This is a genomic window from Xanthomonas sp. WHRI 10204 (assembly GCF_040202875.1).
GTDB lineage: Bacteria > Pseudomonadota > Gammaproteobacteria > Xanthomonadales > Xanthomonadaceae > Xanthomonas.
On record NZ_JBEGDW010000004.1, the window covers coordinates 466150 to 488485 of the forward strand.

The 22336-nt window shown below is 65.6% G+C and carries 14 protein-coding genes and 1 pseudogene; 6 read left to right on the plus strand and 9 right to left on the minus strand.

Going from position 1 to position 22336, the window contains the following annotated elements; genetic code table 11:
- Positions 1-638: 638 nt before the first annotated feature.
- Positions 639-3311, minus strand: coding sequence for a glycerol-3-phosphate 1-O-acyltransferase PlsB (plsB, locus tag ABQZ00_RS22175; protein WP_115554999.1), 2673 nt, complete (start codon positions 3309-3311; stop codon positions 639-641).
- Positions 3311-4285, minus strand: a complete 975-nt coding sequence (locus ABQZ00_RS22180; RefSeq protein ID WP_323539459.1) for a hypothetical protein — start codon at positions 4283-4285, stop codon at positions 3311-3313. The genes plsB and ABQZ00_RS22180 overlap by 1 nt, the downstream gene beginning before the upstream one ends.
- Positions 4286-4691: 406 nt before the next feature.
- On the opposite strand from ABQZ00_RS22180, the gene ABQZ00_RS22185 reads away from it, so the two are divergent.
- The 4 genes from ABQZ00_RS22185 to ABQZ00_RS22200 all read left to right on the plus strand — a co-directional run bounded on the left by ABQZ00_RS22185 (position 4692) and on the right by ABQZ00_RS22200 (position 13921).
- Complete coding sequence (locus tag ABQZ00_RS22185) at positions 4692-5744, plus strand: LacI family DNA-binding transcriptional regulator (RefSeq protein WP_115529324.1); 1053 nt, start codon at positions 4692-4694, stop codon at positions 5742-5744.
- Between the two features lie 166 nt (positions 5745-5910).
- Entirely contained in the window at positions 5911-8946 is a 3036-nt protein-coding gene (locus tag ABQZ00_RS22190; protein ID WP_323539460.1) for a TonB-dependent receptor, read from the plus strand.
- A 314-nt stretch (positions 8947-9260) separates the two neighbouring features.
- Positions 9261-12293 (plus strand): TonB-dependent receptor, encoded by a 3033-nt coding sequence (locus ABQZ00_RS22195; protein WP_323539461.1) that lies wholly within the window; start codon positions 9261-9263, stop codon positions 12291-12293.
- Between the two features lie 107 nt (positions 12294-12400).
- Positions 12401-13921 (plus strand): tryptophan halogenase family protein, encoded by a 1521-nt coding sequence (locus tag ABQZ00_RS22200; RefSeq protein WP_323539462.1) that lies wholly within the window; start codon positions 12401-12403, stop codon positions 13919-13921.
- Between the two features lie 345 nt (positions 13922-14266).
- Here the strand turns inward: ABQZ00_RS22200 and pyrF are convergent, their stop codons facing one another.
- Together pyrF and ABQZ00_RS22210 are read right to left on the minus strand one after the other, a co-directional pair.
- A complete protein-coding gene (gene pyrF, locus ABQZ00_RS22205) occupies positions 14267-14998 on the minus strand; it encodes an orotidine-5'-phosphate decarboxylase (protein WP_323539463.1) in 732 nt (243 codons plus the stop codon).
- Entirely contained in the window at positions 14995-15960 is a 966-nt protein-coding gene (locus ABQZ00_RS22210; RefSeq protein ID WP_323539464.1) for a 5'-nucleotidase, lipoprotein e(P4) family, read from the minus strand. The genes pyrF and ABQZ00_RS22210 overlap by 4 nt, the downstream gene beginning before the upstream one ends.
- A gap of 308 nt (positions 15961-16268) precedes the next feature.
- Between ABQZ00_RS22210 and ABQZ00_RS22215 the strand changes: the two genes are divergently transcribed.
- Positions 16269-16925, plus strand: coding sequence for a YceH family protein (locus tag ABQZ00_RS22215; RefSeq protein WP_055854651.1), 657 nt, complete (start codon positions 16269-16271; stop codon positions 16923-16925).
- A gap of 25 nt (positions 16926-16950) precedes the next feature.
- Positions 16951-17127: pseudogene (locus tag ABQZ00_RS22220) on the plus strand (hypothetical protein); the annotation flags it as partial.
- A 112-nt stretch (positions 17128-17239) separates the two neighbouring features.
- Here the strand turns inward: ABQZ00_RS22220 and ABQZ00_RS22225 are convergent.
- Genes ABQZ00_RS22225 through ABQZ00_RS22245 form a run of 5 tightly spaced genes read right to left on the minus strand, consistent with a single transcriptional unit; the run spans position 17240 to position 22329 of the window.
- The gene (locus tag ABQZ00_RS22225; protein WP_323539465.1) at positions 17240-18091 is read right to left on the minus strand and encodes an STM4011 family radical SAM protein; all 852 of its coding nucleotides are present in this window, start codon (positions 18089-18091) and stop codon (positions 17240-17242) included.
- Between the two features lie 7 nt (positions 18092-18098).
- Positions 18099-19460: an STM4012 family radical SAM protein gene (locus ABQZ00_RS22230; RefSeq protein ID WP_323539466.1), complete on the minus strand. Its 1362-nt coding sequence runs from the start codon at positions 19458-19460 to the stop codon at positions 18099-18101.
- Complete coding sequence (locus ABQZ00_RS22235; RefSeq protein WP_323539467.1) at positions 19457-20275, minus strand: STM4013/SEN3800 family hydrolase; 819 nt, start codon at positions 20273-20275, stop codon at positions 19457-19459. The genes ABQZ00_RS22230 and ABQZ00_RS22235 overlap by 4 nt, the downstream gene beginning before the upstream one ends.
- Positions 20268-21398 carry an STM4014 family protein gene (locus tag ABQZ00_RS22240; RefSeq protein WP_323539486.1) on the minus strand — a complete coding sequence of 377 codons (1131 nt, stop codon included), beginning with the start codon at positions 21396-21398 and terminating at the stop codon, positions 20268-20270. The genes ABQZ00_RS22235 and ABQZ00_RS22240 overlap by 8 nt, the downstream gene beginning before the upstream one ends.
- A gap of 19 nt (positions 21399-21417) precedes the next feature.
- Positions 21418-22329 (minus strand): STM4015 family protein, encoded by a 912-nt coding sequence (locus tag ABQZ00_RS22245; protein ID WP_323539468.1) that lies wholly within the window; start codon positions 22327-22329, stop codon positions 21418-21420.
- Between the last annotated feature and the right edge of the window lie 7 nt (positions 22330-22336).

Genomic DNA, 22336 nt, shown 5'->3' on the forward strand with positions numbered 1-22336 from the left:
CGAACGCAACTGTTGTGTGAAATCTCGCTGTGCTGCGGATCGATGTCTGGTGAGGGCGATGTGCTGCATGGCTGCATGGTTACCTGCAGCCGTACCCTCATCCGGCGCTGTGCGCCACCTTCTCCCGGTGGGAGAAGGAGTCATCGGGTCGTTGGATATGGTGCAAATCGATGTGTGGTGAGGGGCGATGCGCTGCATGGTTGCCTGCAGCCGTACCCTCATCCGGCGCTGCGCGCCACCTTCTCCCGATGGGAGAAGGAGTCATCGGTTCGTTGGATTATGCTGCGGATCGATGTGTGATGAGGGGCAATGCGCTGCATGGCTGCATAGTTGCTTGCCAGCCGTACCCTCATCCGGCGCTACGCGCCACCTTCTCCCGGTGGGAGAAGGAGTCATCGGGTCGTTGCTGCAGGTGGGGGCATCGATGCCGCGCTGGTGTTTTCTCTATGCCGCGCGCGTGTTGTGTCTCTGCCGCGCTGTCCCGCTTCAGCGGCAACACCGCGTTCGATTTACTGCGGCCGCACTGCAGCGCGCGATGTCGCACCGCTTCCAACTCAGCCGAACGGCAACACTGCGTCATCGCCAAGCAATGCCGCGCGCTTCGCCACGTGCGCGGCCCTTACCGCAAGACCGCCGCCTCACTCCGGCGGCAACACCACATCCGGTTTCACCGCCTCCGGGCTGACCCGCTCGATGGTGTGGCGCAGTTCGCGGCCGAGGATGAACTTGGCATCCTTGGCCCACGCATCCAGCCGCTCATCGAACAGCAGCTTGCTGTTCTCGTCCGGCCAGACCAGGCGCAGTTCGCGCAGTTTCTGGATGAAGCTGCGGAACAGGGTCTTGTCGAAGAACTCCGGCGCGGCAGGTGCATACAACAGGCTCAAACGCTGCGCCGCCTGTTGGCACAGGCTTTCTAACTCGCCAGCACCGAGCACGCCGGGGCCGTTTTTCACCAGTACCGAGATGGCGATGTAATAGCGCTCGAATGCCTGCTGCAGCGAGTGGCCAATCGCGCGCAGACGGAACACTTCATCGGTCTGCCCGGTATTGCGGGTCAGGATGCCGCCGTCGTCTTCGGTGACATTGAGCAGCAGGCCTTCGCGCACGAACATGTCGATGGTCTGTTCGATGCGTTCGGCAAAACGGTCTTCGCTCCATGGCAAAAACAGCTCGGCCTGCAGGAACGGGTACACCGTGCGACCCAGCCGGATCAGACCGGCGCGGCTCATGCGGCGGTTGTTCTGGAAGCAGCACGCCACCCACGAGGATGCGGTGAACAAATGCAGCACGTTGTTACGGAAGTAGCTCAGCAGCACCGCGGTATCGCCGCTGACGCTGAGCACATCGCCTAGCGGATGCGACACGCGCGTGAGCACGTTGATCTCTTCGGCGTGAGTGATGATGCGTGCCGGGGTATGCGGAGTCACCGTGACGCGGTCCGAATACGGCATCTCCGCCAGCAGTTTCTTGCACAACTCGATCTGCGCGATCAGATCGGCCTCGCCCATCGCGTGCTTGGGCGTGGACAGCAGCGCCAGCGCCAACAGGTTGATCGGGTTGACGTCGGCCGCGCAGTTGATGCGGGTCTGGATCTGCGTGGACAAGGTATCCACCGCCGGTGCCAGCCAGCTGGGTTTGGCATCTTCCGGCAGCGGCTGGCCGTCCCAGTCCGGGGCGTGCTTGGCCAGCACGTCGTTGAGCGCGATCGGCTCGCCGAAGTTCACCACCACCTGGCCGTAGTTCTGCTTGAGCACCTTGGGGATCGACCACAGCAGGCCCCAGATGGATTCTTTTTCCTTGGGCCGGCCGGTGAGCTCGTCCAGATAGCTGTTGCCTTCCATCAGCTTCTCGTAGCCGATGTAGACCGGCTGGAACAGCACCGGCTTGCGCGGCTGACGCAGATAAGCGCGCAGCGTCATCGCGATCATGCCGCCCTTGGGCTGCAGCAGACGCCCGGTGCGCGAACGTCCACCTTCGACGAAATATTCGATCGAATAGCCGCCGGCCACCAGCTGCGCGACGTATTCGCTCAGCACCGCCGAATACAGTGCATTGCCGCGGATGCTGCGGCGGATGAAGAACGCGCCGCCCTTGCGCAGCAGCGTGCCCACCACCGGCAGATTGAGGTTGATGCCGGCCACGATATGCGGCGGCACGATGCCGCGTTCGTACAGCAGGTAGCTCAGCAGCAGGTAATCCATGTGGCTGCGGTGGCTGGGCACGTACACCACTTCGTGTCCGGGCGCGGCCTGCTTGAGCTTGTCCAGGTGATGCACCAGCACGCCGGCATAGATGCGGTTCCACACGTGGGTGAGCAGGAAGCTGGCCGAACGCACCACCGGGCTGGAATAGTCGGCGGCGATTTCCCACGCATAGGCATGCGCCTTGCGCCAGGCATCGACCGGCTTGGAGTTATCGCGCTTGGCCTGGGTGGCGATGGCTTCGCGCACCGAGTCGGCGGCCAGCACCTGGTCCACCAGCAGACGGCGGGTGGACAGATCCGGCCCGATCACTGCCTCGCGAATACGGCGGAAATGCGTACGCAACACGCGCTGCAACTTGCGCAAGGTGCGCTCGGGCGGCAGACCTTCGGCCATGGTCTGGCGCAGCGAGATCGGCGGGGCGAAACGCACGATGGTGGTGCGGCCGTTGAGCAGCACCGCCAGCAGGCGGCGGAACCGGCCGACCAGCGCCCAGTTTTCCGAGAACAGCACCGCGAACCAGCCGCTCTGCTTGTCCGGTGCACGCCCGACGAAGATCGACACCGGCACCAGATGCACGTCCAGATCGGCGCGCACCCGATGCGCCTGCAGCAGCTTGGCCAGCGAGTCGGAGTGGGTCTTGCCGCCGCGCTGTTCGGGAATCAGCGAATTGCTGCTGCTGCGCCGCGACAGCGCCAGATAGGCGCGCTTGCGCTGCAGCGGGTCGCCCGGCAGTGGCACCAGGGGCGATGGCAGGCCGGCTTCGCGGCAGGCCTTGTCCAGGATCAGGGCGCTGGACAGACCGTAGTCCTCCAGCACGTAAACCACCTGGGTGCCGTCGTCGTAGCGAGCAAGCGGTTCCGGCTCGATGGTCAGGCTCAGCCACGGGTCGGCCAGGCGCCCGAGCAGGCGCGCCCACCACGGGCGTTTGGCCTGACGTGCAGTGGCCAGCAGCGGCGCTGTCGACGCCGATGCTTCCGGCGGCACCGGGGCGGCGGTCGGCAACGGCAGGGCGGCCGCGCTCGCGCCGGGGTCGGCAGCGACCGGGGTGGTCGGGGCAGGCTGGCCGTCCGGAAACGGCAGGGGGTTCTGTTCTGGCATCGCGGTCATTATCGCCCAGCCGGGCGTTGCCCGGCGTCTGGGGCCGGTGCAGGCGGCAGCAGCGCCGTATCGGGGCCTGCCGCAGCATCGGGTAAGGGCTTGGCCGGCATGGCGTCGAGCAGCGCCTGTATCTCGTTCTGGGTCTGTTGCTGGTACCAGTGCCCATCGCGCTTGATCAGCGCCACGGTCAGGTCGATGGCGTGCGCCGCCAGCGGATAGCGCAGCCGTACCTGGGCGCTATCGCCGTCCTGCTTGATCAAGCCGGTGCGCAACGCGTCCAGGCTGGTATCGATCGACAGGTCGTAGCGCTCCAGCACCTTTTTGCATGCCGCCCAGAACGGCCCCAGCCGGCGCAGGCTTTCTTCCATGCCCAGCCGTTGCAGGTCGGCGTCGGAGCTGATGCCGGTGGCGCGGGCCGCAGCCACCAGGTCGGCGATGCTGGCCTTGGCGCGCGGGCGATCGGCCAGCGGCGCGGTGGCCGCCCAGGCGCTCAGCGCGTCGACCAATTGCACGTAATGGGCGCGCTGCTCGGGCTGGTAATCGCTACGGCTGCGCAGGTACTGCACGCCGAACTGGCCCAGCGACTGCGCGGCCTGGGCGATGCCGCGCGACTGCCCGGCCAGCTGCGCGTCGAACGCCTGCTGCAGGCGGCGCTCGGCATCGGGTGCCGACAACGACCCCAGCAGCGCACCGACTTCGTTGGGCAGCGGCAGCTCGGTCAGCGGCCAGCGGCTGGCACCGCTGCGCCAGGCCGCTTCCAACTGGGTGTATTGCGCTGGTGTCACCCGGATCCGCGCATAGGCGACCAGATCGTTGCGACGCAACGGCAGGGTCATCGACTGCATCGCGGCGGCCGGCTCGGCATTCGCACCGGGCAAAGGGGCAGCAGTGTCGTTGCGCTGGCAGCCGCCAACGCACAGCGCAGCCAGCAGCACCCACGCAATGGACTGACACCGGCCGGCGCGGACGGTAAATGGCGACATGCGCACGATGTTCCCCTGATCGATCGGCGCATCTTGCTGTCTGAATGCACTGGCGGCAAGGCGCGACGCTGCCGTACGCAAAGGTATGGACCAAAGATGTTAGGTTTTCGTGGTTTCCTGCACGATGTCAGCCGGTGTCCGACATTGGCTGCTGTTGTCTTATTCGGACAACTTTGTCCACCCACCAGGTCGCAGCCCTTGTCCCAGCTATGTTTGACCCAATGGTGCGGCGCATCATGTAAGCGCTTGCAGTTCCTGCTAGCGTGCGCGCCATCTCGCTTCGAGGTCGCCATCGGATGGGGCCGATGACATTCATGAGCCTGTGCGACACGAACGTTCTGCGCCAGCAGACCGTGCGCCCTGTGCTGGCGTACGGTCGCCACCGCCTTGTTTTGGAGAAAGCGCCATGAGTCGGCCCCGTTCGGAAGGCGGCAGCGTCACCATCAAGGATGTGGCGCGCGAGGCGCAGGTGTCGGTGGCCACGGTGTCGCGCACCATGAACGGGCATCAGCACGTGGCCGAGTCGGTCCGCGAGCGCGTGCTGCAGGTGGCGCGGGCGTTGAATTACATCCCCCACCACGCCGCGCGCAGCCTGAGCAGCCGTCGCACCCACACCATCGGGGTGGTGTTGCCGGATCTGCATGGCGAGTTCTTTTCCGAATTGATCCGTGGCATCGACCAGGTGGCGCGCGACCAGGGCTACCACTTGTTGGTGTCCAGTTCGCACGGCGACCCGCAAGCGCAGCGGCGCGCCCTCGAACGCCTGCCCGGGCGCGTGGATGGCGTGGTGGTGATGTCGCCATCGCTGGGCGATTCGGGCGTGCACGAAGACGCATTGCCCGGCGGCCTGCCGGCGGTGCTGCTCAACTGCGCCGGCCGCGCCAGCCAGCGCCCGGTGCTCAATGTCGACAACTACGGCGGCGCGCGGGTGATGACGCGCCACCTGCGCGACAGCGGCCATCGCCGCATTGCCTTCATCGCCGGCCCGGCCGACAACTTCGACGCGCACGAGCGCCTGCGCGGCTATCGCGACGAGCTGGCGCTGGATGCGGATGCGCAGCCGTGGGTGCTGCCGGGCAACTTCGATGAAGAATCCGGCTACCGCGCCGGCCAGGCGCTGGCGCAGGACGTGCATCCGGATGCGGTGTTCGCCGCCAACGACATGATGGCGCTGGGCTGCCTGTTTGCGCTCGGCCATGCCGGGTTGAAAGTGCCGCAGGACATCGCGCTGGCTGGCTTCGACGATGTGCCGATGGCGCGTTACGTGTTGCCTGCGCTGACCACCATGCGGGTGGATATCGCCGGGCTGGGCGCGCGTGCGCTGCGCTTGCTGTTGGGCCAGCAGTTGGTGGATGCACCCGCGCCGCCTGCCGATGCTGCGCCTCCGGCGTTTTCGGAAATGGTGCCTGAGCTGATCGTGCGTGCGTCCAGCGCGCCACGCGCCTCGCCTGGCGGGTGACACCATGCGCCACGTCGCATCTTCACGAATTCTTTGCAGTTTCTTATGCTTTTTATAACGCCTGTCGTTTGTTTGTTGCCGTTCTGCTGTCTTTGAAACAACGCACCACCCGCGCCACGCCGACCACTTTGCCGGTACGCGCCTGACCCCTGGGAGGGGGAAAGTCATGAAGACCTACCGCACCGTGTCCACCCTGCCGGCACGCAGCCTGTTGTGCTGCGCCCTCGCCGCTTCGTTGTTGTCCGCCGCTCCGGCGATGGCCCAGTCCAGCAATGCCACATTGCGCGGACAGGTGACCACGTCCCAGGCAGGCACCACCGTGACCGCGACCAATGTCGCCAGCGGCGCGGTGCGACGAGTGACCACCGGTACGGACGGGACCTATGCGCTGGTCGGCCTGCCGCCGGGCACCTACAAAGTGGATGCTGGCCCGGGCACCGAAAAGACCGTGACCCTGTCGGTGGCCTCCTCGGTCAGCCTGGACCTGGGCGGCGGCGATGCGACGGCCACGGCGCCGGCCGGCGACGCCACCACGCTGGACGCGGTGCAGGTCACCGCCACCACGCTGCAGGAGGTCAAGACCTCCGAGGTGGGCACCAACATCTCGTTGAAGCAGATCAACACGGTGCCGCAGCTGACGCGCAACTTCCTGGAATTTGCCGACACCGTGCCGGGCATGCAGTTCGAGACCGATGCCAACGGCAACAGCCGCATCCGCGGCGGTGCGCAGGCCAGCTCGGCGGTCAACGTCTATATCGATGGTGTGGGCCAGAAGAGCTATCTGTTCGGCGGCGTCTCCGGCCAGCAGCAGAGCGCGGGCAACCCGTTCCCGCAGTTGGCGATCGGCGAGTACAAGGTCATCACCTCCAACTACAAGGCCGAGTTTGATCAGGTCGGGTCGGCGGCGATCGTGGCGTCCACCAAGTCCGGCGGTAACGAATTCCACGGCGAGATCTTCGGGCGCACCACCAATACCGATTTCCGCGCCCGCCAGGCCGACGAGCGCGCCGGCGCGCCCAACGCCGACGGTGAAAAGCGCAAGACTCACCAGGACGAATACGGCTTTGCGCTGAGCGGGCCGATCGTCCAGGACAAGGCGCACTTTTTCTTCAGCTACGAAGGCAAGGGCTTTGAAGTCTCGGCCAACCCGGTTGCGGTGCCGGACGCCTTCAGCGCACTGCGCGACGATTTGCCGGCCGGCGTGCAGAGCCGGCTGGGCTCGGTCACCCGTCCGTTCAACGAAGACCTGTACTTCGGCAAGATCGATTGGGACATCGGCGACAACGACCGCCTGGAGCTCACCGCCAAGGTGCGCGACGAAGAAAGCCGCGACAGCGTGGGCGACCAGAACACCGCCATCGCCGCCAAGACCAATCTCAATTCCGAAGAACGCTACGACCTGCGTTGGCAGCATTTTGGCGAGAACTACGTCAACGAAGCGCGGGTGTCGTATGAAGACGTGCTGTTCAACCCGACCGCCTACACCATCGGCAGCCAGACCGTGTACACGCGCGGCATCGCCGAAGACGATGTGCTGCTCAACGACGATGCCACCAGCGGCCTGGCGATTCAGCGCAAGGGACAAAAAGGCCCCAGCTTCCAGAACGACCTGACCTTCAACAACATCGAGTGGCACGGCAGCCACGTCATCAAGATGGGCGTGAAGTACAAGGAAGTGGAGTTGACCCAGAGCGAAAATTCCGCGGCCAACCCGTCGTTCTACTACGCGGTGACCGATGGCGCGGGCACTGCGTCCATTCCCTACCAGGTGCGTTTCAATCTGCCGTTTGCCGGCGCCGCGCCGTCGGTGACCACCACCAGCAAACAGCTTGGCCTGTACCTGCAGGACGATTGGGACGTCAACGACAAGTTGCAGTTGAACATCGGTGTGCGCTGGGATGGCGAAAAGATTCCGTCCTACCTGGACAACGTGACCCCGCCGGAAGTGATCGCCGCATTGAACGGCCCCGGCACCAACCCGGCGGTCAGCGCCACCTATGCCGAACAACTGGCCAAGGGTGGCGTGAACATCAACGACTACATCAGCAACGGCCGTAATCGCAAACAGGACAACAACAACTTCGCGCCGCGTCTGGGCTTTTCCTACGACTTCCGAGGCGACGAATCGCTGGTGCTGTTCGGTGGCGCCGGGCGCAGCTACGACCGCAATCTGTTCGACATCATGGGGCTGGAGCAGGTCAAGTCAGCGCTGTCGCAGTACACCGTTCGCTTTGTCGAATCCTCCGGTTGCACCCCGGCTGCCGGCACCTGTACCAACTTCAATCCGTCCTTTGTCAGCAACCCGGACAGCCTGGGCGGCCTGGTCAATGCACGTGTGCGCAACGGCGAGATCGACCTGCTCAACAACGATCTGAAAACGCCGTATTCGGACCAGTATTCGCTCGGCCTGCGCACGCGCGTGGGCGAGTGGAGCAACTCGGCGACGGTGTCGTACATCCACAGCAAGGACGGTTTGATCTTGACCTTGGGCAATCGCTTTCCCAATGGCGATTTCTTCCAGGCCGGTGCGCAGCCGTGGAGCCAGCCGCCGCAAGGCTTCGGCAACCTGATCATCGGCAACAACGGTGTCGAAACCAAGACCGCGCAGCTGCTGTTGTCCACCGACAAGGCCTACACCAAGGAAAGCGGCTGGGGCCTGACCGCCGCCTACACGTTCTCGCACGCACGCGGTAACCGCGGCAACGACGATCAGTACGGCTTCGATGCGGCGACGATCGCCAACTACCCGTTCCTGGATCTGAACTCGGTGCCGCGCCACCGGCTGGTGCTCACCGGCATCTACGATCTGTTCTGGGGCATCAGCGCCTCGGCCAAGCTGACCCTGGCTACGGTGGCGCCACGCAACGAAGCGGTGTCGTTCGATCAGTACGGCGGCCCGACATCGGACAACATCCGCATCGTGTCGGTGGATGCACCGGGCGGCAAGTTCCTGGCCGGCGGCGACATCTTCGGCACGCGTCAACTGGATCTGTCGTTGTCCAAGGACATGCATGTCACCGATGCACTCACCGTGCAGGTGCGTGGCGATCTGATCAATGCGCTGAACTTCCGCAACTACGACCAGTACGCCATCGACTGGGGCAATGCCGGCGTGTATAGCCCGCGCGTGAGCATCAACCAGTACGGCGCGATCTCCACCCCGCCCCGTACCTTGTTCATGAGCGCCCGCATCATCTGGTAAGCCGGCCCTGCGATCTGCACCACCGACTGGTGCAGATCGCAGGTGTCGCACGCTTCTGTTTCCCGCGCACGGAGATCGCGCCGTTCTGGACTGGTAACGCTTACTGGTTCGGTGCGGCGCATGCCGCGACGCATGCCGTACAGCGCACTGACTGCGCGCTGCGCCCCGCAACGTTTGCGCCTTTGCCGTTTTTGTTTGCAGTTGCTGTTGTTTGTTGCGTTGCCCGTTGTCCCGTATCACTCACATCAAAGTACCAACCTCGACGCGCCAGTCACTCCACTGGTTCGCGCTTTACCCCTGGGAGGGGGAAAGTCATGAAGAAGCACCGCACCGTCTCCACCCTGCCGGCACGCAGCCTGTTGTGCTGCGCCCTGGCCGCCTCGTTGTTCGCCACCACCCCGGCCATGGCCCAGTCCAGCAACGCCACGTTGCGCGGCCAGGTCGCCTCCGCGCAGAGCGGCAGCGAAGTCGTCGTCACCAATATCGCCACCGGCTCGGTGCGTCGTGCGCCGGTCAATGCGAACGGCAACTACACCATCGTCGGGTTGCAGCCGGGTACCTACAAGGTCGAGTCCAACGGCGTCAGCCGCACGGTGACCTTGTCGGTGGCCTCCAGCGCCACTGTCGATCTGGGCACCGAGACGGCTGCACCGGCAGGCGATGCGACCACGCTGGAGACGGTGACGGTCAGCGCGCCGATGATTCGCGACGTCAAGACGTCCGAGGTGGGGAACACCATTTCCGCGCGGCAGATTCAGCAGTTGCCGCAAGCCACGCGCAACTTCCTGGAGTTTGCAGACACCGTGCCCGGCATGGTGTTTCAGGTGGACGGCAACGGCAACACCAAGCTGCGCGGCGGTGCGTCCAACGCCAGTGCCGGCAATCTGTACATCGATGGCGTGGGCCAGAAGAGCTACGTGCGCAGCGGCGGCGTCGCCGGCCAGAGCGACACGCAAGGCAATCCGTTCCCGCAGCTCGCCATTGGCGAGTACAAGGTGATCACCTCCAACTACAAGGCCGAATACGGCCAGATCAGTGGCGCGGCGATCACCGCGGCCACCAAGTCCGGCACCAACGAGCTGCACGGCGAAGTGTTCTATCGCTATACCGATCAGGATCTGCGCGATAAGCGGCCCGACGAGGAAGACAACGGCAAGATCGACTCGCAGACCAAGGAATACGGGTTTGCGTTGGGCGGGCCGATCATCCAGGACCGCATGCATTTCTTCGTTGCCTACGAGGGCAAGGAAAACGTTGCGCCCAAGAGCGTGCAGCCCAGCGCAGAGGCGGCCACCTTCGTCAATCAGCTGCCGTCCAACCTGGCCAGCCAGTACGGCCCGGCCAACATGCCGTTCGAAGAAGACCTGTTCTTCGGCAAGATCGATTTCGAACCCACCGACCGCGATCGCATCGAGCTGAGCACGATCTACCGCGACGAAACGCAGACCGCCAATGTCGGCGGCACCAATACGCTGGCGCAGGCCACCGACAAGATCAACAAGGACAAGCGCACCAATCTGCGTTGGCAGCACAGCGCCGACAACTGGTTCAATGAGGTCATCGTCGGCACCGAGAATTCGGAGAACAATCCGACCCCGCGCACGCTCGGCAACGGCATCGTCTATACGTATTTCCAGCCACGTGCCGGCTCCACCGATATCGATGAGCGCACCTTTTTGACCACCGGCTCGGCGGGTGGCCTCAATGCGCAGCGCAAGAGTCAAAAAGGCTGGTTCATCCAGAACGATCTGACCTTCACCAGCTTCCAGTGGCACGGCGAACACACCATCAAGATGGGTGTGAACTACAAGGACATCGAGCTGACCTCGCAGGACGCCGCGGCGGTGAACCCGCAATTCAGCTACCGCGTCAACGGTGGCAGCGTGGAGTCCACGCCGTACCGCGTGGACTTCGTGGCGCCGTACACCACGCCGGGCCAGCGCGCCACGGTAGTGTCGCCGTCCAAGCAGTACGGTATCTACCTGCAGGACGATTGGGCCGCCACCGACAAGCTGATGATCAACATCGGCGTGCGCTGGGATTACGAAGACACCCCGGCCTACACCAACTTCGTCACCTCGCCGGACTTTGTCACCGCGCTCTACGCCAACGATGCCGAAAACCCTGGCCAACCGTGGGCCAACCGCCTGCTGCCCAGCGGCATCAACGTGGCCGACTACATCAGTACCGGCAATAACCGCAAGAACTTCAAGGACGCCTGGGCGCCGCGCTTCGGCTTCTCGTACGACTTCTTCGGCGATGAGAGCGCCATCCTGCACGGCGGTGCGGCGCGCTCGTACGACCGCAATCTGTTCGAACAGTTGGCACTGGAAACCAGCAAGGCGGCGTTGTCGCCGGTGGCGGTGTATTTCGAAAATCCGGCGTCAGGCCAGTGCTATCGCGCAGATCGCTCCTGCGTTGCATTCGACCCGCGCTATCTCAACGGCATCGATCAGCTCAATACCATTCCCGGTGTCAGCGGCAGCGCCGAGCTGTTTATGTTCAACAACAAGCTCAAGACGCCGTACAGCGATCAGTACAGCATCGGCATCACCAATCAGGTGGGCGATTGGTTGACCGATGTGACCTTCCAGCGCGTGCTGAGCTACGACGGGTTTGCGATGGGTTTGATCAACCGCTACCCGGATGGTTCGTACTTCGAGAATGGCAATGTGCCGTGGGGCGAGCCGGTACCGGGCTACCAGAACACCATCCTGGGCACCAATGGTCTGGAGCAGCGCAACAGCCAGGTGCTGCTGTCGGCCGACAAGCCGTACACCAAGGAATCCGGTTGGGGCCTGACCCTGTCCTACACGCACACCAGCGCGCGCCAGAACCGCAACATCGACGAGCCGTACGGCTTCGACAAGGCCACCATTCGCGACTATCCGTTCGTCAAATCCGACGCGGTGTCCGCGCATCGCTTTGTGGCCTCCGGCTCGATCGACGGCCCGTGGGGTGTGACGCTGGGTGCCAAGCTGGTACTGGCAACGCCCGAGCCGATCAACACGATCGCCTGCTTCGGCTTCACCGATCCCGACGGTGCGACCTGCCAGCAGGTGGGCGTCACGCCGCCGGGCAGCGGCAAGTTCCTGGTCGGTGGCGATATCTGGGGCTACCGCACGGTGGACTTCCAGGCCACCAAGGAGTTCACCGTTGTTGGCGACTTCAAGATGTCGGCGCGCGTCAACCTGCTCAATGCCTTCAACTTCAAGAACTACAGCGCGTATTCCTATAACAGCTTCGGCAGCAATGGGCAGTTCGATCCGGATATCAGCCTCAACACCAGCGGCGAGATCAACTACGTGCCGCGCAGCGTGGTGTTGGAAGTCGGCGCAAAGTTCTGATTGAGCGTCATCGCCACACGCGTGCGGCTGCGCGCGTGTGGTCTTCGCAACGGGGCCAGCTGGCCCCGTTCGTTTGTCCGTCCTCTCTCGATCAGGAACGTGCAGGCATGATCCCCGCTCCACTTCGCAACATCGTCATCGTCGGTGGCGGCACCGCCGGCTGGATGGCGGCCGCCGCCTTCGCGCGCGTGCTTGGCCCCACCTTCAACGTGCAGCTGATCGAGTCCGAGCAGCTCGGCACCGTGGGTGTCGGCGAAGCCACCGTGCCGCACATCAAGGCCTTCAATAACCTGCTCGGTATCGATGAGGCCGAGTTCGTGCGCCAGACCCAGGGCAGCTTCAAACTGGGGATCGAATTCGTCGACTGGCAACGCGCGGGCAGCGCGTATATCCACGGTTTCGGCACGCAGATCGGCCATTCGCTTGGGCTGCTGCCATTCCATCAATACTGGATCAGGCAACAGCTGCGCGGCAAAGCGCAGCCGTTGGGCGCGTACACGCTCAATACCGTGGCCGCGGCGCGCGGCAAGTTCATGACCTCGGCCGGCGATGTGCCGGCCACTTCGCCACTGGCCAACATCGCCTACGCGTATCACTTCGATGCCTCGCTGTATGCGCGCTTCTTGCGCGGGTTTGCCGAAGCGCGCGGTGTGCGCCGCATCGAAGGCATGGTGGAGCAGGTGCAACTGCATCCCGAGTCGGGCCATGTGGTGTCGTTGCAGCTGGCGTCCGGCCAGGTCATTGCCGGCGACCTGTTTATCGATTGCTCGGGCTTTCGCGGCCTGTTGATCGAAGACGCGTTGCACACCGGCTACCACGACTTCACCCACTGGCTGCCGTGCGACCGCGCGCTGGCCGTGCCCTGCGAAAAGATCGGCCCGCCCACGCCGTACACGCGCTGCACCGCGCGCGCAGCCGGCTGGCAATGGCGTATCCCGCTGCAGCACCGCACCGGCAATGGCTACGTGTATTCCAGCGCGCACATCAGCGACGACGAAGCCGCCGCCAGCTTGCTCGCCAACCTGGATGGCGCGCCCTTGGGCGACCCGCGCCCGCTGCGCTTCACCACCGGCCGGCGCAAACAGTGCTGGAACCGCAATGTGGTCGCGCTGGGCCTGGCCAGCGGTTTTCTGGAACCGCTGGAATCGACCAGCATCCATCTGATCCAGTCCGGCATTTCCAAGTTGCTGGAGCTGTTCCCGCGGCAGGGCATCAGCCCGGTGCTGGTGCAGCGCTACAACGACCGGCTGGCGTTCGAGTTCGACCGCATCCGCGATTTCCTGCTGCTGCACTACCACGCCACCGAGCGCGACGACAGCGCGTTCTGGCGCCACTGCCGCAGCATGCCGATCACCCCTGAGCTGCAAGCCACGCTGGACCTGTTCCGCGACAGCGGGCGGTTCTATCGCAATGCCGAAGAGATGTTCGCCGAGATCAGCTGGGTGCAGGTGATGGTGGGCCAGGGCATCCTGCCAACCGGCTACCATCCGCTGGTGGACCAGGTGCCGGACACTGACGCCGAAGGCTTCCTGGCCAGCATGGCGCAGACCATCAGCCACTGCGTGGACGTCATGCCGACCCACCAGCAGTTCATCGACCGCTATTGCAAGGCCGCGCCGCTGCGGTGAGCGCCCGCCGCTGCAGCGATCGGTAGCGGGCGAGTGCCTCCCGACCTTGGCGAGGCAGTGCCGGAGTGGCGTGCGATCGTGCCGAAGACCCCGCTCCCAGCACGGTGCGCAGTCGGGCAGCGGCGCATCCGCGCCGGGCGGCGGCCAAAAAAAAGGATCGGGCACAAGGCCCGATCCCTTCGAAAACCGGGACAAGCCCGGTGGACAATGAGTGGCACAGCTTCCGACTGACATCGGACGCGGCATGCTAACCAGACTTTAACGTTAAAGCAACACTTTAACTCTATTTGGTTAACTTGTTGATTTTGTTGGCAGCGTATGCGCTAGCGTACGGCACGCGTGTTGTCATTCCCGGTGCTGTCCGATTGCTACGCGGATTTCGGCCTGGATAGCGGCGGCGGCCGCTGCCGGGTCGGCGGCCAGGCGGATCGGCCGGCCGACGACAATCGCATCGGCGCCATCGGTGAAGGCCTGCGCCACGCCCACGGTGCGTTGCTGGTCGTCGCCGACCGGGCCGCCGGGACGGATACCGGGGCAGACGATCGAAAAGGCCGGGCCAGTGGCGCGGCGGATCGGGCCGGCTTCCTGGCCGGAAGCGATCACGCCGTCGATACCGGCGGCCTGGGCGGCCAGCGCGCGCTCCACCACTACGTCCACCGGTTCGCGGTCGATGCCCATCGCGGCCAGGTCAGGACGCCCCATCGAGGTCAGCACGGTCACTGCCAGCAGGCGCATGTCGCCCTGGTTGGCCTCGGCGGCGGCCTGCAGCATGCCGGCGTGCCAGCCGTGCACGGTGCAATAGCTCACCGGCCATTGCGACAGGCGGCGGATGGTGCCGGCCACGGTGGCGGGGATGTCGAAGAACTTCAGGTCGACGAACACGCGCTTGTTGCGCTTGGCCAAGGCATCGAGCACATGGAAGTACTCGCCCGACGCCAGCAGCTCCATGCCGATCTTGTAGAAGGCCACAGAGTCGCCCAACCGGTCGACCCAGGCGATCGCCTCGTCATGGCTGGGCACGTCCAACGCGAAGATCAGCCGCTCGTGCGCGGCCAGCGGCAAGGGGGGACGGCTCATCGTGCAAGCTCCAGTGCGGCGCGCTTGGCGTCGTGGCGGATCTGCCAGGGTTGGGAATAATCGTTGTTGAACTGCGCCGGCTCCCAGCCGCCATAGCTGGGATTGGGCAGCATCCACCAGCGCTCGCCGAACCAGTCGTGGTACTGCTGCAGCAACGCGCCACGCGCCTGGCTGGTGTTGGCGGTCACCTGTACGAAGTCGCCCAGCTGGTCGCCGAACTGCATCAGCACGCGGTAGGTCTGCCCGGCCAGCTGACGACGGCAGTTCTTCTCGCTGCCGTTCTGCTCGCAGCCTTGCACCACCGTGCCCAGGCCGAGAAACACGCTGTCGTCGGCCACCGGCAGGCCGGCGCTACGCAGGTTGGCCAGCGTGGCGTCCTTGAGGTGCACGGCGCGGTTGGAGATGTAGATCAGGGTGATGCCGCGCGCATTGGCGGTCTTGGCGAAATCCACTACGCCGGGGATCGGCTTGGCCTTCTTCTCGGCCACCCACTGGTCCCAGCTCAATTCGTCATACTCCTTGCCATCGCGCAGCAGGCGCGCCTGGTAGGGCGAGTTGTCCAGCACGGTCTCGTCCACGTCCAGCACCACTGCCGGCTTCAGGCCGGTGGCGGCATTGCCGCGTTCTTCCGGCACCAGCGCATCCCAATTGGGCTGCTTGAGCGCGGTATCGAGTTTGTCCGCCGCAGCGCGGTAGGTCTGCTCGGCCACCGCACGGTATTCCTCCGAGCGCTGCATCCACAGCACCGCGTTGAGGTTGTCGTCGCCGGCTGGGGTGGTGCTGGCAGTGGGCGTGGAGGCCTGTTTCGCCGCAGCGGCACTGGCTGCCGCGTTGGCCGACACGGCAGCGGCTTGCGCACGCTGGCCCATCTCCTCTTGGCCGGGCTTGCAGGCGCTCAAGGCCAGCGCGGTGCAGGCGAGCAAGGACAACGGTGCGTAAAGCGAGGGGCGCATGGCATCCACCAGAACAGGAGCGGTAATGAAGAGCGCAATTTTAGCGGGTTCGCGCCGCACCGCTCGCCGCTGCCGAAGGCGGTGCATTCGAGAGCCGCAGAGGCACACCGCCGCTGGCCTGGTCGATCCGGGTTTTCGGTGCGACGGCCGGTGGCCGGATGGCGGCGCTGGTTACGTCCCCGCGCGCGCGCCATTGCGGCTCCGGCGCCGCAATGGCGTGTCCATACCGACGCGCCACGCTGCACGATCGCAGGGGCCGAAGAACGCCGATGCCGGATCGGCATATCCTTGCGGGCTGATCGCCCCTGGAGCCACCCATGACAGAGACCTCGCCACCGCCCGTCCTCGATGCCGCTCAGGCCCGCGTGCTTGGTTGCCTGATCGAAAAGGAAGCGACCACCCCGGACGCTTATCCGCTCACCGTCAACGCCGCACAGGTGGCCGCCAACCAGAAAACTGCGCGCGAGCCGGTGCTGAACCTGCAGACCGGCGTGGTGCATCACGCGCTGCGCCAGCTGGAAACGCTGGGACTGGTGCGCCAGCAGTTCTCCTCGCGTGCAGAACGTTACGAACACCGGCTGGGCAGCGTGCTGGATCTGACGCGCCAGCAAGTGGCCCTGATCGGCCTGCTGCTGTTACGCGGCCCGCAGACCCTGGGCGAGCTGTTCGCGCGCAGCGAGCGGCTGGCGCGCTTCAACGATACCGACGACGTGCGCCATCACCTGGACCGGCTGATCCAGCGCAGCCTGGCGGTACAACTGCCGCGCGCCAGCGGCCAGCGCGAAGAGCGTTATGCGCACCTGCTCAGTGGCGAGCTGGATCTCGACGCGCTGCAGGCCGCCGCCGCAACGCGCGAAAGCACGCCGCGCGGCGCCGACACCGCCGCTCTGGAAGCGCGGGTGCAGAGTCTGGAAGAGCAGCTGCAGGAACTGCGCGAGCAGGTGACCGAGCTGCGTACCCGCTTGGGCGAGTAAGCACAGGGATTGAAGCGACTGCGCCGCCGCGTCGTGGGTGGCGTGCTGCTTCCAGAACAACCGCCGCATGAGCCGCGCCGGTCTGATCCGGCTGGGTCGCACGGTGTACCCGTTCCTGCAGGTCGAGCTGTTCCTGCCATGGAGCGAAGACCGCTTTGCCGAACGCATCGAACAGACCATCGACATGTTCGTGCGCGAAGGCCAGGGCGCACGCCGCAATCTTCGATGCGGCGTCACGTGCGCACTCCGCCGAAGAACGCCCGTCAGCGGCTATCAGCCGCTCCGGAGCAAGTCACCGGTCTGCAGTGGCCGGCTCACGCCATCGCCGGCACCCGTTCCAGCACGCCGCCTGCATAGTCGGCCTGGAACGGCAGGTCCGGCCGATGCGCATAGCCGATGAAGCAATCGCATCGCGCATTGGGGCAGCTGCGAGTGCGTAACTGCGCTGCGAAACTGCCGTCGTAGAGATTGCCTAGCGGCGTATCGACGAAGTGGCAGCGCCGCACGGTGCCGTCGCCATCCACCGACAACACCGATTCGCCAGTCAGGCAGGGCGCGCCGAAGCTGGGCGGCGGGGCGAGGTTGTAGCCGAAATGTGGATCGATCCGGCTCAAGCGCTGCACCTGCTCGGGCGTGTAGTAATCGGGCGGACGCGGATCGAAGGCGTTGAGCCACATCGGCGTGGTGTCGGGCAAGGCCGCACGTAGCGCTTCGATTTCGTCCATGTGCGCGTGCGCGGCGACCATGCCCACGCTGTGGCGCACGCCGCGTTCGCGCAACGCCTGGCAGCGCCGCAGGAAGGCCGCGCGCGTCACCTGGCTGGGATGGTAAGTGCACCACAACGCCAGGCGGTCGAGATTGGCCGCGTCGAGCCAGCGCATGCCCGTGCACAGGTTGGTCTGGATCGCCACGCGGCGCAGCTGCGGCAGCTGGCTCAGCTGCACCATCGCCTCGCGGTAATGCCGCCGCACCAGGCCCTCGCCCCAGGGCGTGAACAGGATCGACAACGGCCGCGTCTGCGCCTGTGCCCAGCCGACAAACCGCGCCAGATCCTGCGCGTCGCGACGCAGCGCGGCGGGGCTGTCGTAGGTCTTGGCGAACGGGCAGTAATCGCAGGCGTAATTGCAGCTGCTCAGCCGGCCGCGATAGAGCAATGACAGATGCATCGGCCGCTTACCCGACCTGGTACTGCTGCATGCGCTCGACTATCGGCGCCGAGGTCAGCCACGGGCCGATGGTGTCGGCCCGCTCCATGCCTGCGGCGGTGAGCGCCAGCAGCGCTCCGTGCCGCTGCGCCAGCCCTAACGCCAGTAACTCCTGCAGCTGCGGCAAGGCATCCAGGCAATCGCGGCCAAAGCGCTGACGGAACTCATCGCAGTCCAGCCCCGGAAACACCAGCAGCGACTGGATCGCATGCCGTCGCATGGCATCGTCGGCATCCAGCGCAATGCCGTAGTCGGCGCAGGCGAAACTGGCCGGATCGCGCGCCAGATAGTGTTCGAGAATCTCCGCCACCGAGCGCCGGCTGACCCCGTATTCGCTGGAGTAATGCAGGCCGGCGGTATACGAGCGCGCACCGCAGCCGATGCCCACCATGCCATCGCTCTGGCAGCAGTACACCGGCGCCTCGCTATCGCGCGCATGCGGGGCGCGGAACATGCGCATCGACACCTGCGTGTAGCCGGCCGCCAGCAGATGGTCACGGCCGGCGCGGTACAGCACCAGGCGCTCGTCCAGCGGCTCGGGTTGCAGCACAAAGCTGCGTCGCCCGCCGCTCTTGGCCTCGATCCGGCCCAAGCCGGTCATCGGACGCACGTACAGCGGATACAGATACAGTTCTTCGGGCGCATGCTGCAGTGCGCTGTCGATGGAGGCCAGGAAACTGTCCACGGTCTGCCCGGCGATGCCGTAGATCAGATCCAGATTCAGCGTTGGAATGTCCTGGGCGCGAATGATGGCGATCGCCCGCTCCACCGTATCGCGCTGCTGCGGCCGCACCAGTGCGCTCACTTCGGCAGCGCTGAAACTCTGGATGCCCATGCTGACGCGATCGATGCCGGCCTGCCGGCAGACCCGCAGCCGCTCGGCATCGACGGTTTCCGGCGACACCTCGATGCCGGCCGGAATGGTGTCCAGCGCAATCGTCGCGTGGCGGTCCACCATGTCGAACACGCGCTGCAATTGCGCCGGATCCAGATAGCTCGGCGTGCCGCCGCCCATCGCAAAGCGCACGAAGCGGTGCGTGCCCAACGCCTGCACGGTGGCGCGCAGTTGCTGCTCCATCTGCGCCAGATACGCCTCCACCTGCGCCGGTGCCGGCCGCGCCAGTGCGAACAGATTGCAGAACCCGCAGCGGTACGAGCAGAACGGAATATGCAGGTACAAAAACAGTGCCTGCCGGGGCTCGTCGGCCCAGACCTGCGACAACGGCACGGCCGGCTGCAGCGGCCGGTAGCTGGTCTTGTGCGGATACGAGTACGAATAGGCCTGATACGGCGGCTGGCGCAGCAATTCGGCCAACGAAGGCAGGCTCATGGGGTCACCAGGAAATGGGCATAAGGCACGGTCATCACCACCTCGTGGGCCAGGCGATGGCCATGGTAGCCATCCTCGCCGTAGGCAGTGCCGTGGTCGGAACAGACGATGGCAAACGCACCGCCGCGCGCGCGCAGTGCGGCAAACAACGGCGCCAGCGCGGCATCCACATAGCGCAGCGCGGCGCAGTGGCTATCGAGGTCGTCGCGCACCGCGCCGGGCAGGTAATGGCAATTGGGCTGATGCATGGCCGAGACGTTGATGAACAGAAAACAGCGGGTCTCGCGCAGCGCGGGGTCGCCCAGACGTGCGCAGGCCAGCGCGACCTGGCGCTCGGTCGAATCGGCGGCGGTGACGCCAAACTCCGGCGACCAGTGGCTTTCGCGGAACAGGCCGGGCAACTGTGCGCCGAGCGCGTTGCGCTTGTTGAAGAAACCGGTGCCGCCGATGCACAGCGTGTGGTATCCGCAACGCGCCAGGCCATCGATGATAGTGCCGCTGTCGGCGAACACCTGGGTCTGCGCAACGATGGTTTCGCTGCCATCGAAGGCCAGCGCAAACAGGCGCGGATGCGGTCCCTGCCGCGCCGGAGTCGGCAAAAAGCCGGCGAAAAACGCCATGTGCGCCGCATACGTAAAGCTGCCCGGCGTGTGCCGCCGCTCCCAGCCGTCGGCCGGCAGATACGGCGCCAGCACCGGCAGTTCGCCCCGCGCAAAACAGCGCTGCGCGGCGTCGTAGCGCAGCGTATCCAAGGTGATCAGCACGATGTCGTGCGCACCAACAATCGCGCGCATGTCCGGCAGCAGCTCAGCCATGCAGCAGGCCCTCCGGGAGCGTGTCGACGGTCATGCCAGCAGCGGCGGCGATGGCGCCGAGTGCCGCCTGATCTTCGTAGGTGGTGCGTCCCTGCCAGCGCAGTTCCGGCAGCAGATCGCCAAAGCCGTTGGCCTCCAGCACATGGCAGCGCCCGGCGCGCTGGATCAGGTCGAAACCGATCATGCGAGAGTCGGCAAACGCGCTGGCCGCCTGCGCCACGGTGCTGGCCACCGCCGCATCCACGTTGGCGCTCTGCCAGGCCTGCGCCGGCAGACGCCAGTTACCCAGGTGCAGATTGGTCAACGGGCCGCGGCTGGCACGCGCCACGCGTTGCCGCGCCACGCCGTCGAACGCGACCACGCGCAGGTCGTAGTGATAACCGGGCAGGCCGGGCGCGCGCGGTTTGGGAATCCACTGTTCCAGGTAAGCGCCCTGCGCGGCGATCGCATCGACCAGCGGCGCGATCTCGTCGGTGCGGGTATAGCGGCGCTGGCGCAAGGCGTTGAACACGCGCACCTGGCCGTCCTGCACCACCAGCTCGGCCGAACCGCTGGCGATCTGGCGTCCATCGCGATGCCAGCGATACGCCAGCACGCCCGCGCCGGACGAGCCGTAGCGCGGCTTGAGAAATGCCTGGGTGCAGCCGCTGGCCTGCAAGCATTCGCGCAGGCCGGCGTAGCTGTCGATCGTACCCAGCAGGGCCGGCACGCTGACCCCTGCCGCGGCCAAGCGCTGCTGGCAGCCAAGTTTGTCGGTCATTGCCAGCAGGTCCGCCGGTGGATTGAGATAGCGCGCCGCCGGCAAGGTTGCGAGCAGGTCTGCAAACCCGGCATGCCACAGGTGCTGATGCGCCAGTTCGCCATGCGCCAATGGCGCAGGTGCCGGCCCAGGCTGTCCCAGACAGTGCCAGCCGCGCACGATCAGCGCCTGATGCAACGCCGGCGCCTCGCCCGGCGATTCCAGCTTGACCAGCGCGGCCGGATGCCGCGCCAGCCAGTCCTGCAACGGCGCGGCGGTGTCCAGCAGCTGCAGATAGTCGAACACCGTCGCCGCGGGCTGCCCCTGCGCCTGCAATGCCTGCTGCAGGGCGGCCACTCTGCGGCTACCCTGCGGCCCCACCAACACCCAATGCGCGCTCACGTCATTCGGAGACAGCGACGTAGCGCTCGTCTTCGTCTTCCTGTTCGTGCTCTTCCAGGATCACCGTGGCCGGCAGCGTCGCCAGACGGGCCTGCCAGTCGGCAGAAATGTAGTGATGGCTCAGATCGATCCGCTGCAGCTGACCCAGCTGCGTGCTTTCGACCAGCGCCCGCGCACCGACATCGCCGATGGTGCCCAGCGACAGGTCCAGCGTGTCCAGGCTGCCCAGCCACGGCTGGGTGGCCAGCCAGGTGGCCAGTTCGTCGGTGTTGGCGGCGTTGCGCAGCCCCAGATAGCGCAGACGCTCCGGGCCGATGGCTGCCAGCAGCCGCTGGTAGGTGCCCAGATCGCCGTCGTAACCGTAGTCCTCCACGCCCAGCCACAGCTCCAGGTGCTGCAGCGCCGGCAGCGTGGAGTCGGCGATCGCCTGCACGATGGCAGACGGCAGCCCACCGCATTCGATCGCCAGTTCCTGCAGCTGCGTGTGCGTGAACGGGGTCAGCACCAATTTGGACGACCCGCGCACGCGCAGTGATTGCAGCGCCGGAAATGCGGCCAGCAGCGGGGTGTAGTCGGTCTGGATGATCCACGACACCTCGCAGTCCTCGCAGACCATGTCGCCGACGAACAGCGCGCGCAGCGCGGTCAGTTCGTCGCGGCGTTCGATCAGCCGCTGCAGATAGCCGCTGGGGCCTTCCTCGTAGGATTCGCGCCACGGGCCGATGATCAATGCCTGGATGCTGGCCGGGTCGACCTGCGCCAGCAGGGTGTCGAGCAACTCCGCCTGGCTGCCTTCGCTTTCGTACTCCTGCCGCAGCCGGTACACCACGTCGCCGCCGCTGGCGGGCTGGTCCACACTGAAGTCCACCACGCGCTTGCCGCGATAGAATTCCGAATACTCGCCGATCGTCATTGCATTG